The sequence below is a fragment of the Allopusillimonas soli genome (assembly GCF_004153445.1).
Taxonomy (GTDB): domain Bacteria; phylum Pseudomonadota; class Gammaproteobacteria; order Burkholderiales; family Burkholderiaceae_B; genus Allopusillimonas; species Allopusillimonas soli.
This window is the reverse complement of the sequence record NZ_SDQC01000002.1, coordinates 14,555-27,612: the sequence shown is the minus strand read 5'-3', so window position 1 is coordinate 27,612 and position 13,058 is coordinate 14,555. Positions and strand designations below refer to the sequence as shown.

The window sequence follows — 13,058 nt, the reverse complement described above, 5'->3', positions numbered from 1 at the left end:
TTCTTAGTTATCAACTACAGGCAGCGCCGCCACGATTTGTCGGATCGACACGTCGCGCAACTGCATCGCCATCTCAAGAAATTCAGATGGATCTAATACTTCTTGGAAAGAAAAGCAGTCACTGGCTTTGTCGAACAATTGCTCGTCTGTCAATGGCATTTCAGCACTTCCCCGTAGCATCGTGACTCTCTTCTCAAAGTGCCGGCCGTCTTTCAAGTGCACTACTATATTATTCCATCTCGGAAAGGCTGGCCCGGCCTCCTCATGAACAGAAACACGGGAGAAGAAAGCCTGCACATGCGGCCTGCGGACGTTCTCGTCTCTGAAGCTACGCAACTTAACGTAACCATCGGCGAGCGCTGCCGCCACTGCGTGTTGCATGCTGAATTTTGCTTCCAGGCCAGTTTGAGGGCTCGCATGAACTAAGGGAGCAGTTGCGCGATAGTTCGCCGTGACTTCTACATGGCTTACCTGATCCAGAGTAAGCCCGTACTGTTCCCGAAGATCAAGAACACCGTCTATTGTGCGATGCGTCGCATAGCATAATGGATATTTCTTGATTTCAATTCCACTGTCAAGAAGCTCAAGTTTATCTTTCCCCAATAAGCTGAGTGACTGCGCGAGGGATTCGCCATCCGCATATAAGGACATAAAGCCATACTTTCCATCTATGGCCTCGGGTGCGCTATCAAAGCCATGATGAGCAAGCATCGCAGACCGAACTGCGCAGGCAGCGCTATGCCCCGCTTGGAATGATTTCGCCATGGTGCCAAAATTGGATCGGGTACCGGCTGCTTGCGCAACAGCCAAGCCCAGAGCATTTGACGTTTGTTTCACAGAAAGCCCAAGCAGCTTAGCGCACGCTGCAGTCGATCCCAGGACGCCGATCGATGCTGTGGAATGCCACCCTTTCGCATAGTGGTCGCTCATCATTGGGCGCGATAAGCGCACAATGACCTCCAACCCCACGGCATAAGCAGCAGCCAAATCACGTCCTGACTTGTCTAAGGCCTCAGCAAGTGCAACCAATGCAGGCAGCAATACGATGCTGGGATGGCCTCTCATGGGAGAACTGACATCGTCAAAATCCAGAACATGCCCCGCCACACCGTTTTGAAATGCGGCATCTTCAATTGGCAATTGAATGCCCGGCCCCCAGCATGTGGCATGCTGTGATGCACGCCGCCCTGCTAGATAACCTCTTGCTATAGTGCAAGCCTCCTCATGGCATCCTGCGACGGCTACAGAAACGGTATCAATCAAAGCACGGTAGACAGCGGCATAATGTGCTTCCGACAATGTGTCAGGTTGGAAATTTTCGACAAACTGGCCTATGGCAGCACTTGCACCAATCCATGCTTGTTGCTCTTTGTTCATCGCGCGCCATCCACTCTTGTATATACTCTTCCGTCGGCAATGCGACGTGCGGTGCGCCAAATCATTGCGGAATCGATCAGTATCCGGCTTTCGTCGGGTATCAGCTTGCTTTCGACCTCTATGATTCCACTAGGATGTCCGAGGCGTAACATGCTATCCGCCGATGTATGCTGGCCAACGTATTGGTTTGCGACGGAACCAGATATTCGGCACGCTACGCCAGTACATGCGGTAACTGTCGCAGCCATGGCTTTGCTGGTTGCCCCAGTGGAGAACTGACGACATGTCAAATCAATGGAGGTGGCGTGTATAGGGTCGCCGCCAGTAAAGGGCTGATATGTTGACGGCCGTTGTACTACCACACACATGGGCGTCGAGGGAGCGGTCCGAGAATGCCAATATTGTGAAAGACCCACACGCGCGGCCACCTCGGCACGAATAGCATTCAGCTTTTTCTTCAGATCGTCGTTTTGATCAATCTGCTCCGGCGTCTCCGTCCCAACCATACCTATCGTGTCGGCTGCAACAAATACAACCAGGTTTGCACAGTCCACTACCGAGACGTCTATGCTGCCGTAGCCCGGGACAGACAAATGTGTCATGACACCACCTAGTGGCAATAACTCGCCGGTGATCGCACCAGCAGCGCGGCTGAAATCCAGACCAATGGGTGCACCCGTTCCCGGCACCCCTCCAATAGAGAAATCGCCAGCCTCCACCGGCACACCGCCAGACATCGGCACATGCACATGTATGACGCGGTCGGTGTTCAAGTTATGAACGCGAACAAGCGCAGAGCTGTCTGCACCCTGGACAAGACCCTCTTCCAATGCGAAGACGCCAACGGCGGCTGTCAAGTTTCCACAATTCAAATTGAAATCAACTTCGGGGGCAATTATGCCAACCTGTCCAAACAAGTAAGTAACATCTGTATTGGACTTGATGGGAGCGCCAATAATCGCGGCCTTGCTTGTGAGTTTGTCGGCACCGCCCATTCCGTTAATCTGTCGTCGATCAGGAGAACCAAAGATATCAAGCAAGAATGGCACTAATACGCTTCGGTCCTGTGGGACATCTTTTTCATGAAAAAAAATACCCTTGCTAGTCCCACCCCGCATCAGGACAAAAGGGGTGCTATGACGGGCGTTCATAAGGTTCCTCCTTGGTTCGGCTGCCTACCCAGTCAGGGGCAAGCAGACGCCGCAAATCACCAGGCTTCATACACTATCTTGCGCAACTTGCCTTGATGGCTGCCCAACTCACGATTGCGATCCGCATTGAAATTCAAAAGCGACAATTTCACGATCTCATCAAGCATATGTCGCGCGACTCCGAGATCTCGTAAATGCCGAGGAACTCCCAGATCAGAAAATTCTTTCTCAAAATGCTCCGCCAATAGAGCGTGCGCAGTCCCCCGCCCGCTAGGGATAGCATCCATTTCAATCGTTTCGGCTAACGCCGCAACAATATCCGGGCACAAATGGCCAAACTCACGGATCACAGGCGCCGTATAGACTGCATTCGCGCTGCCTTGATCCACCGAATCAACAAGTGTTAGCGTGGCTGCCACCAGCGCATATACAACGCGAGCAATCCAGTGCGCGTCAAATGGCCTGCCCCCGTCGTCTTCATCTCTGTTCTGAAGCAAGGCGGCGGCACAAATATCGATGCGGGCGGCGGCGTCCTGCTCGTTCCTGAGTCTAGGCATGGCTCTTCTTGACAGCCTCAAGGCTTGCCTACGGCTACCCTCAACCAAGGGATTTGCATCGGCGAGTGTGCATATGTTCATGAGTGATCGCCAATAAACCGACAACCCTGTTGTGAATGCCAACTCGGGTGGCGCAGTCAACAATGCACGATCATCCCAAAAGATAGCCGCAGGCCGGGTTTTTGGATCAAAGAATTCGAGCCTTCTGCCATTCTCCACATCCTTCACAGCCGCCCCGCCTCTATTTTGCGCGCTGGTTCCTGCGGTAAGAATATTGATAATGGGCAGCTTGGTTGAACGAAGCTTCGGGCTGACCGGACGACCATTATCTGGATACTGTGTGACAAGGGAATCCAGATCTCCTGGCTCGCTGAGCAAAATATCAACGACTCTTGCCGCCTTTAGCACACTGCCCGCGCCAACAGCAACCAGGATATCTGCCCGGCATTGGCGCGCATTAGCCACCGCTGCTTGTATGTCAGGCAACGGGGCATCCTTTCCCATCTTTCCGAAAACGCCGACCAAACGCTCACCCAGCAGATCAGCAAGCAGGGGAAGTAGTTCTGTCTTGTTCGCCACCGATCGTCCACAAAGAATCATGGCTCGGCGGGCGCCTAAACGATCCACTTCGTATGGCAAATAAGACAAGGCTTGGTCACCCGCATGAACCCTGACTGCGTGAGTTGTCGACAAGAACGTATTGCTGTCCGGCATGATATGAATATACTCAGGGCAAAGGTGTCAGGCGGGCGGCAAGCCGTTACGCAGTAGGTCTCGCGCAATAACCCAGCGGTGCACTTCGCTCGGGCCTTCTACGATGCGCAGAACGCGCACCATGCGTGAAATGTATTCCAGCGGCAGCTCCTTGGATACTCCCATCCCGCCAAACAGCTGAATGGCACGGTCCACAACCCTTCCTATCATCTCAGTGCCTTGAACTTTGACCAATGATCCATCTTTACGAACATCGGTATCGCCTTGATCAAGCTTCCAAGCCAAGCGGTAAACCATCATGCGAACCATTTCAAGTTCTTGATAACTATCTGCAATCCACCACTGTATGGTTTGTCGATCTGCGAGGGGAGCACCGAATGTCACACGCGTATTTGCCTGTTCAATCATCATCTGAAGGCAACGGGTTGCCAAGCCAAGGCATCTCGCCGCTATCTCGAGCCGCCGCACGCCCAAACGCTTCGAAAGTGGCGCGAATCCATGCCCGACCTCACCTAGCACCTGTGCGTCGTCCAACTCGACGTTGTCGAATACAACCTCATAGGGATGGTACTCACCAATCATGGGGAATGAAGTTGGCACGCTCAGGCCGGGGGTGCCCTTATCGACGAGGAAGGCTGTAATACCTCCGCGCGATCCCTTGGACGCATCTGTGACTGCCATCACAATCATGAAATCAGCGCGGCGAGCATTGCTGATCCATATCTTTGAGCCATTTAGCACCCACTTTCCGTTTTTTCTTTCCGCCTTTGTCTTGATCGCAGCGGCATCGGCACCGGCGGCGGGCTCCGTAAGCGCCAAGCAACTCTTTTTTTCTCCACGGGAATACGGCAACAGGTAGCGATCGATTTGATCGCCCCTGCAAAGCTCATTCAACATGAACAAGTTTGGGCTCTCAGGCGGAAGAACAAAAGGAACAATGCAATGCTTAAGCTCCTCAACCACCACGCATTTTGTCAACATCCCCATGTCCTGACCGCCGAACTTCTCGGGCACATCGATACCCCATAATCCAATCTCGCGTGCACGACCCTGTAAGCGGGCATCCAGTTCACTGGGAATAAGGGAGTCGTCTGAAAAACCCCTTTCAGCTTCGCGGCGTATTATGAGCGCTTCGTGTGGCATTAGCTCCTTACTGACAAAGCGGGCCACGGTCTCGCGGACCATGCGCGTACTCTCGGGCAACTCGAAATCCATACTTATTCTTCCTGCACAAAGTTATGTAATCTGTTTTGGCTGTCGCGCCACCTCAGCAGCCCTTATAGTCGGGCTGTCTCTTTTCTTTGAATGCGCGACGCCCTTCCAAACGATCCTGCGTGTCGCGCATCAGGCCGAATGCGAAGCGCTCGTGATCCAGTGCCGATGGCAGGGGCATATCCATACCCTGATAAACCAAACGCTTGATTGCTCTCACCGACAATGGAGCATTGGCTGCAATACGCGCCGCTATCTCCCTGGCAGTCGAGAGCAACTCGGACGCGTTGACGATCTTGCTGACCAGCCCGACACGCAAAGCTTCCTGAGCACTTATACGGTCGCCTGTCAACATGAGCAGCATTGCATCTGAAATACCAATGGCCCGCGGCAGCCTTTGCGTTCCGCCTGCTCCCGGAATGCTTCCCAACCGAACTTCTGAAAGAGCAAACTGAGCATTTTCTGAAGCAATCCGGATGTCGCAAGCCAATGCGAGCTCAAGACCTCCTCCCATCGCATAGCCGTTGATTGCGCAGATGAGAGGCTTGTCGGTATCCAAGCCAGCCAACAAGTGGTCCGACTCTGCCCGGCCGAACGTCAACTCAGCAAAACTCTCCTTGGGCGGCATGGTTTTTTTTAGATCCGATCCCGTACAGAATGATTTCTCACCCGCGCCAGTCAATATTGCCACTCGAATATCATCATCCTGATGAATCCGGCTCCAGGCGACCTTCAGCTCTTGTCTTGCCTCTGGATCAATCGCATTCAAGGCTTCGGGCCTATTCAACGTTATCGTCGCAACGTGATTCTCTACACTAAATATAAGGCTCATGGTTTCTCCAAGTGCACTTTCGTAGCTATACCAGAATATTCTTCTCAATCAATGCGGTAATTTCTGTTTCTGACAGCCCCAGCAATTCCCTACCTATCTCCTGAGTATGCTGCCCCAACATTGGCGCAGGTGAGGAGGGAGCCGACGCCGCATTTGAGAACCTGAAGGGCGCGCAGTTATAGGTGCTTGGACCCATTTCCGGGTGATCCAGGCTTATCCAATGCTTTCTGTCCTGGAGTTGGGCATCCTTTTCCAGGACGTCCCGCGCATCCTGCACCGGCCCAGCTGTGACACCCATGTTCTGCAACGCTACCGCAAGCTCCAAGCTGTCCCATTTGGAGCTTGCTACGGACAGGACTTGCTCGATTTCACCCTGATATCTAAGCCGACCTGCGCCGCCAGCCCACTCCGCAGGCACGATCAAGCCCAGAACCTCGCAAAGAGACGCCCACTGCTTATCGGACTGAACCGTGATTGCTATCCATCTATCCCGTCCCTTGCAAGGAAAAACTCCTTGTGGTGCAAACTTGGGATGCCTGTTTCCCCTACGATTCTGTATGACACCATTTACCTCATAGTCCATGACAGCAGGGCCGATCATGGCGATTGTCGGTTCAGTCTGGGCGATATCAATGCTCTGCCCCACGCCCGTCCTGCGTTGGTGTCGCAAAGCGGCGAGGATTGCGAATGCAGCATGCGTGGGGTTGGGAATGTGGTCTGGGAAGTTTGTGCCGGTTCCCGCTGGCTCTTTATTGGGCAATCCAGTCAAATGCTGCAGGCCCGTAACCGCGCCGATTGTGAGTCCATAGCCCAAATCATTCCGATCCGGCCCTGTGGCTCCTTGCATCGACATAGAAACATAGATAATGCCCGGTCTGATTGTACGCACAACGTCATACCCCAATCCCAACTTATCCATAATCCCGGGCGTAAAATTGTTGGTCACGATATGGGCATTGCCTATCAAACGTTTTGCCAGAATCAGCCCTTGTTCTTCCTTGATATTTATGGTGATGCTGCGTTTACTCGAGTTTCTATCGGCAAAATAGCCGCTACGGTTGATTCCCGGTATCCCGTCTTTATATGGTTTAGCCAGGCGCAGCGTATCAAGACGCTTTGATGTTTCTATCTTTACAACATCTGCGCCAAGGTCGGCCAATAATTTCGTGGTGTATGAGCCGGCTCCAATCCATGTGAAATCCGCAACGAGTACCCCTTCCAACAAGCGCTTCATTGAATGTCACCTTTACTCATCAACAGGACATGGATCTGTTCTTTCGAAAAGCCTTGCGCAAGAAAGACCTCCTCGGTGTGCTGACCCAGCACCGGCGCAGCGTGATGTAAGGCCCAAGGAGTTTCAGAGAGCATGTACGGCGCGCCCGGCATTCTAAGCCTCACTCCCGCCGAACTCGCTGTCTCGACGAAATAACGGCGATGCTGCCGCTGCGCTGTATCAAGCTCTGACGTATCGTTGATCGGTGCAATAGGGATTCGCCGTTCCCGGCCTTTGGATTGGAGTGCAGCCTTGGTATGTTTCAGGGCAAAAGGGATGAAGATTTCGGCGAACCTATCTTTCGCTTCCTTGGAGCTTAGAAACTTTGTGTCGAGCCAACAAGCATCCGTAAGGCTCGTTGCACCGGGCACGCCTTCGTCAATCAGCCAACGTGCGGTATCCGGCCAGAAACGATTGCCTCCCACACCCCCCGCCATGAGGTATACATACCCATCGTCGCAAGGAAAAACTCCCGTGCCTGCGAGACGTTGTTCGCCAGCATTCCGCTGGCGCACAGTCCCTTCCAGATCGTAGAACTGCACGGCATTCTCCATGCCCATGACCACACATTCTTGCGCCGATACGTCTATATGTTGTCCTCGACCGCTTTCCTCAGCCTCGAACACCGCCGCCATGGCAGCTACTGCACCAAATACATTTACTGCCCCAACAGCCTGCTCACCGAATGCCACCATAGGAGAAGTATCGGTATAGCCAGCCAGATACAGCATGCCGCCCATCGCCATTGCAACGATGTCGTTGCCTTGCCACTGCGCGTAGGGTCCTTTTTGACCAAAGGCGGTCATACTTACCATGACGAGTTGTGGCGCATCGCTTTGCAGATCCTCATAGCTCAGTCCTCGCTCAGCCATGACGCCTGGCGCTTCGCTTTCGATCAACAAATGCGCCTTCCTCGACAGCTTGCGCAAAGCCGCCTGCCCGCTCTCCGAGTTGAGGTCAAGTACAACGCTTTTTTTGTTTGTATTCTGATATTGAAAAACAAGACTGTTCTCCCTACCCGACGCCCCATGAATGTATGGCTCGTCATGTCGGGTTGCGGCGCCTGCTGGTGGTTCAATCAGAATGACTTCTGCTCCCATGTCGGCAAACAGCTTGCCGCAGTAGCCCCCCCAGGGACCCGCCACATCCAGCACGGTAAGCCCGTCCAAGGCCCTTGATGACAGCGCAGCACGCTGCCCAGAAATCACATCATCGTCCATTAATAAATTCCAATATATGATCTATATCTAGCTATCACGCTAGGATAACCATGTGATTTGCTCATCGCCCCTAGCATTTCATGCTTAACGGAGCACCATCAATTCCATATGTTGAACTCTGAAAGCTGACAGTTTATGATCTGGCATCCCAAACTCGGAAGCACACATGCCAGATAAAGATAAAGCTGCAAAGGTTTCATCCATCGCCGTGTCAGGCACACAAACCATACAACGGGCTGCTAGCCTGCTGCGTCTGCTTACTGCGCACAACCGCACAGGCATGCGTTTGGTCGATCTCTACCAGAAAACAGGCCTGGAAAGATCCACCACCCACCGAATCCTGCAAGGCTTGATTGCCGAGCAATTGGTCGCCCAGCATCCGGACAACAAACGGTATTTCCTGGGTGCAAGAATCTACGAAATGGGCCTGGCCGCCGCCCCTCCTTTCAACTTGCGCGACCTTTGCCATCCTCATATCCGCAAACTCGCTGAAGCTACAGGGGATACTGTGTTTCTCGTGACACGCGCTGGCTTTGACGGCGTGTGCATAGATAGAATGGAAGGCTCATTCCCAATACGCGTCTTTGTTATGGACGTCGGCAGACGCCGACCATTGAATATCGGCGCCGCCAATATTTCCATGCTCAGCACTTTGTCCGACGAGGAAATCAGACGAGTAGGTCTTGTAAACGAAGCAAAAATCAAAGAAAGCTACCCCAAATATTCAGAACGTGATTTGTGGAATAAGATCAAGCATCGACGGCAAAATGGGTATGTCATTAATACTGTTCTAGAGGTAGCAGGCGCAAAAGCAGTTGCTGTGCCCGTCCGCACCACTTTCGAAAAATCTGCAAGCGTCGCACTCAGCGTTTCTGCGGTGGAAAACCGTCTAAGCGCAAAACGCGTTGTGGAAATTGCCGCCCTTTTGCTCGATACCGCTGAGAACATCTCGGCTGAAATCAAGCAGCTCCTTCGCTAATCGTCATCGGTGGAGAACGGATACTCCACCGATAGACCGCCAATTACTACTTTGACTTATATATATCAGCCAGCTTGGCGAGTTCGCCCCATTTCTCGATATTTCGCTTGATGCTGTCGTGCATTTCTTGCGGTGTACTGGCAACAACAACGTACCCCTCTGCTTCAAGGCGTGACTTCTCGTCTTTGAGAGCTTTGACGATGGCTGCGTGGAGCTTGCTGACCACCACCTCAGAGGCACCCGCAGGCATATCGAAACCGTACCAAGTGTCGGAGTCGTAGCCTTTCAGGCCAAGCTCATCAAAGGTTGGAACTTCGGGCAACGCAGGGCTTCGCTCAGGGCTGCCTATCCCAAGGATACGAATCTTCCCCGCCTTGGCAAGTTCAACGGCTGACGCTGACTGGACAAACATCATGTCAATATGCCCACCCAGTAGATCGTTCATGGCAGGCGCACCGCCTCGATATGGAACGTGATTAATATCAACAGCAGCCTTTTGATTGAACATTTCACCAGCCATATGCTGGGAGGTTCCAACACCCGCCGATCCAAAAGTCAATGTGCCAGGCTTGGATTTCGCTGCCTTAATAACATCCTCCACCGACTTGAAGGGGGAATCGGATTTCACCACGAGCACGAGAGGGGCATTTACCGCGATCGACAACGGTTGAAAATCCTTGAGTGAATCGTAAGCAACCTTCTTATAAATCACTGGATTAACGGATAGTATGCCGTCGGTGGTCAGCATGAACGTATAGCCGTCCGAAGGCTGCTGCATGACGTGATCGGCAGCTATCATGCCGCCCGCACCCGAGCGATTCTCTACGACCACAGGCTGGCCCAGTTGCTCTGAAACTGACTGGCCCACTAGACGTGCAAGCGCATCGGTACTTGCCCCCGCTACATAGGGCACAACCAGCGTAATCGGCGCGGAAGGATAGCCTTGAGCCGCTGCACCGAAATGCATCAGCATCAAAGAACCTGCAAAGGCAGCAGCCTTTATCAGTTTTTTGCACATGAACAGTATCTCCTTATATTTTTCTCTAGCGTCACGAGTGCAGCAGGCGTAACGGCTAATGAATTAACAAAGCAGCTGAAAAACTCATACAGCCAGTAAATGGTATCGGCACATATCGGGAATATCTACCAAATAAGCGGATTAATAGTCCAATATGTGAGATATACAGATACCACTAACCATCGAGTGGCACAGGCATATCGCTTCTCTTACGTCAGTATTTATTCAGGCCGGGCAGAGACTAGTTAGTGATAGCCTCGGCTAGTACTCGCTTTAATCCATCGGCGGCTTTCGCCGTCACTGCGAATCGCCGCGGATCTGCGATCAGGCAGCATCATCCATGGCGAAACTCGGTATGCGATACCCATCGGGATGATCGACATAGATCATTCGCACAGGCGCATCCAGACGTAGCTGATCAACAACCTCGTGATTCATGCTGGACACCATTATTGGCCCTTCCTCCAACTGAACAGCCACAACCAGATGCGGAGCCGGATACGCTGGCAGATACGTACGATGAAATACTGTCCACGAAATAATTCGTCCCCGGCCTGAAATCGACCGCCACTCATATTCCATGCTCAGGGATGTTGGACACGCGGGGCCAGGCGGATAGCGAAACTCCTCTGACGCTGAACACCACTGCAGTTTCATACTGTCCTGGCTGATGCTCTCCCACATTGGAGCGTCATAAGGTGAAAATAGTCTTGGCGTTTTAGCGGCTTCCTTCACGTGGCTGCTCCTTATGCACCGTAGATTACAGACATGGCCTTTCCTGCCACATCGGAGGTATATTGAACATGCCTGCAGTTGGGAACCTGACGCTCACCCAAGCCGCCTCGAACCTGACGCACTGCCTCCACTTGATGATTCCATCCCTGCATATAGGATTCGGAAAGGTGCCCACCTCCGGTGTTGATCGGCAGTTTCCCGCCTACACCTATGCCTTTCTGGGCGACAAACTCACCCGCCTCGCCTATGCCACAGTATCCAAAGCCTTCCAGCGCAAATAGGATATGGGGGCTGAAGCTGTCATATACCATTAGTGCATCCACATCCTGAGGACCAATACCCGCAGCGTCAAATACCTGCTTCGCTGCCTTTTGTTGGGCGGGCAAGTAAAAATCCAATAAGCGAGGTCCAAGACTGGTTGCCTTGCTATTGAGATCAGCGCGGCCAATGCCGCGAATGTAAACTGGCTTCCCTCCGCTTTTGGCGGCGGCCTTTCTCGCTCGATCAGCTTCCATGATGATCAGCGCAACACCGCCATCATTTATCAAGCAATAGTCATACAAGTGCAAAGGCTCAGCGATGTAGTTGCTGGCAAGATAATCATCCATACTGATCGTTTTGCGCATAATCGCATGCGGGTTTAGACTCGCCCACTGCCTTTGGGCCACCGATACCTGACCAAGCACGCTGTCGTCCAGCCCATTCAACTGTTTGTAGCGCTGATACATCAGTGCATACAGTGCGCCTTGCGATGTAAGCCCCCAGGGACTGTGATAAACGTACGAAAGAAAAGAGCCGCCACCCATGGCTTCAGGACCACCGTATTGCACCGCGGCTGAACGTTGATCATTGCCATACACGAGGGCAACAACCTCAGCCATCCCCGCATTTATGGCAAGTACTGCCTGAAGCACGGCTTGAATGGCGTCGGCCTGTCCGCCCCAACGCGGATTGATATTGAGGATTTCACCCATCCGTTCGTAAGCCGTAGTTGGGCCGACAATCAGACCGTCTATATCATCACGATCAATACCCGCATCTTGCAATGCCCTGTTGAATGCAAGCGTCGCATAACCGTTTGAATCATGCGGCTTTTCACCTTTACGCACACGTCTGTAATCTTCAGCCCAATCCGTGTGCCCGACACCGACGACAGCTGAAATGCCTGATGTATCTCTGTTCATTATGACGCGGCTCTCCCATGCGTTCTGCGTTGAAAGCAAACAAGATCACAATATGGACTTACTTCAATCTCATAAACATGAGCCTAAACTCAGAGGAGAGCGGAGAAATAAGCCTATTATTCTGATAAACCATGAATTTAATTATAAGTTTCAAAACGCTCAAGCCTGGGCAAACAGCTTGTGTATTTACTCAATATCTCACATATTGGAACTACCGCACGACAGTAAAAATGCCCCGAGCCAATTTGCTTGAGGCATCCTAGGAGGCTCGACGCTGTCGGAAAAACCGCGCGGCGATTATGTCGTCAAGTCGCTGCCGCCTGGCGGCGCTTCCAATCAGCATAAAGTTCTGGCCGAGATTCGATCCGCGTTGGAATATGCTTGATGGCCATCGACTGCTCTGTAAAGGGCTTTGCGAGATCAGCATAGGCATCTGCCGTGGACAGGCCGAAGGGTGCGCCGTCATCATTCGAATAAGCGTATGTGATCGCGCCAATACCCGCCATGCGCATTGCACCCATGCACATAGGACAGGGATGGCCACTCGCAAAGACCGAACAGCCTTCGAGATTGGCTGAACGCAGCTGCTGGCTGGCAGCCCGGATAGCAAGTAGCTCTGCATGGGCCGTTGGATCGTTTGTGGCGACAATTTCGTTGACTGCCGAAGCGATGATCCGGCCATCCTTGACGATCACCGCCCCAAAAGGACGCCCCCCGGCTTCCACGTTGGCATATGCCAGCTCTATAGCATGGCGCAGGAAATCCATATTCTGTTCCATTGGTTGTGTTTCTTCGGAATTATCCCG

At 52.6% G+C, this 13,058-nt stretch carries 12 protein-coding genes; 1 reads left to right on the top strand and 11 read right to left on the bottom strand.

Going from position 1 to position 13,058, the window contains the following annotated elements:
• Nucleotides 1–3: 3 nt before the first annotated feature.
• Genes ERD78_RS05940 through ERD78_RS05910 form a run of 7 tightly spaced genes read right to left on the bottom strand, consistent with a single transcriptional unit; the run spans nucleotide 4 to nucleotide 8,336 of the window.
• On the bottom strand, nucleotides 4–1,377 hold the full coding sequence (locus tag ERD78_RS05940; protein ID WP_129968388.1) for an MmgE/PrpD family protein: 1,374 nt from the start codon (nucleotides 1,375–1,377) through the stop codon (nucleotides 4–6).
• Nucleotides 1,374–2,528 (bottom strand): PrpF domain-containing protein, encoded by a 1,155-nt coding sequence (locus ERD78_RS05935; RefSeq protein WP_129968387.1) that lies wholly within the window; start codon nucleotides 2,526–2,528, stop codon nucleotides 1,374–1,376. Before ERD78_RS05935 ends, ERD78_RS05940 begins: the two co-directional genes overlap by 4 nt.
• Nucleotides 2,529–2,584: 56 nt before the next feature.
• Nucleotides 2,585–3,799: an iron-containing alcohol dehydrogenase gene (locus ERD78_RS05930; RefSeq protein ID WP_129968386.1), complete on the bottom strand. Its 1,215-nt coding sequence runs from the start codon at nucleotides 3,797–3,799 to the stop codon at nucleotides 2,585–2,587.
• A 27-nt stretch (nucleotides 3,800–3,826) separates the two neighbouring features.
• On the bottom strand, nucleotides 3,827–5,014 hold the full coding sequence (locus ERD78_RS05925) for an acyl-CoA dehydrogenase family protein (RefSeq protein WP_129968385.1): 1,188 nt from the start codon (nucleotides 5,012–5,014) through the stop codon (nucleotides 3,827–3,829).
• A gap of 52 nt (nucleotides 5,015–5,066) precedes the next feature.
• Complete coding sequence (locus ERD78_RS05920; protein WP_129968384.1) at nucleotides 5,067–5,843, bottom strand: enoyl-CoA hydratase/isomerase family protein; 777 nt, start codon at nucleotides 5,841–5,843, stop codon at nucleotides 5,067–5,069.
• Between the two features lie 25 nt (nucleotides 5,844–5,868).
• Nucleotides 5,869–7,077, bottom strand: a complete 1,209-nt coding sequence (locus ERD78_RS05915) for a CaiB/BaiF CoA transferase family protein (RefSeq protein ID WP_129968383.1) — start codon at nucleotides 7,075–7,077, stop codon at nucleotides 5,869–5,871.
• Nucleotides 7,074–8,336 carry a CaiB/BaiF CoA transferase family protein gene (locus ERD78_RS05910; protein ID WP_218940794.1) on the bottom strand — a complete coding sequence of 421 codons (1,263 nt, stop codon included), beginning with the start codon at nucleotides 8,334–8,336 and terminating at the stop codon, nucleotides 7,074–7,076. The genes ERD78_RS05915 and ERD78_RS05910 overlap by 4 nt, the downstream gene beginning before the upstream one ends.
• A 166-nt stretch (nucleotides 8,337–8,502) precedes the next feature.
• Between ERD78_RS05910 and ERD78_RS05905 the strand changes: the two genes are divergently transcribed.
• Nucleotides 8,503–9,315, top strand: a complete 813-nt coding sequence (locus tag ERD78_RS05905; RefSeq protein ID WP_129968382.1) for an IclR family transcriptional regulator — start codon at nucleotides 8,503–8,505, stop codon at nucleotides 9,313–9,315.
• A gap of 46 nt (nucleotides 9,316–9,361) precedes the next feature.
• Here ERD78_RS05905 and ERD78_RS05900 read toward each other — a convergent pair whose 3' ends face one another.
• The 4 genes from ERD78_RS05900 to ERD78_RS05885 form a co-directional block, all read right to left on the bottom strand.
• Entirely contained in the window at nucleotides 9,362–10,333 is a 972-nt protein-coding gene (locus ERD78_RS05900; RefSeq protein WP_129968381.1) for a Bug family tripartite tricarboxylate transporter substrate binding protein, read from the bottom strand.
• Between the two features lie 324 nt (nucleotides 10,334–10,657).
• Nucleotides 10,658–10,915 (bottom strand): Zn-ribbon domain-containing OB-fold protein, encoded by a 258-nt coding sequence (locus ERD78_RS20105; protein ID WP_257216506.1) that lies wholly within the window; start codon nucleotides 10,913–10,915, stop codon nucleotides 10,658–10,660.
• Between the two features lie 164 nt (nucleotides 10,916–11,079).
• Complete coding sequence (locus ERD78_RS05890; protein ID WP_129968379.1) at nucleotides 11,080–12,252, bottom strand: thiolase family protein; 1,173 nt, start codon at nucleotides 12,250–12,252, stop codon at nucleotides 11,080–11,082.
• 305 nt (nucleotides 12,253–12,557) lie between these two features.
• A complete protein-coding gene (locus tag ERD78_RS05885; protein ID WP_129968378.1) occupies nucleotides 12,558–13,031 on the bottom strand; it encodes a nucleoside deaminase in 474 nt (157 codons plus the stop codon).
• Nucleotides 13,032–13,058 lie beyond the last annotated feature (27 nt).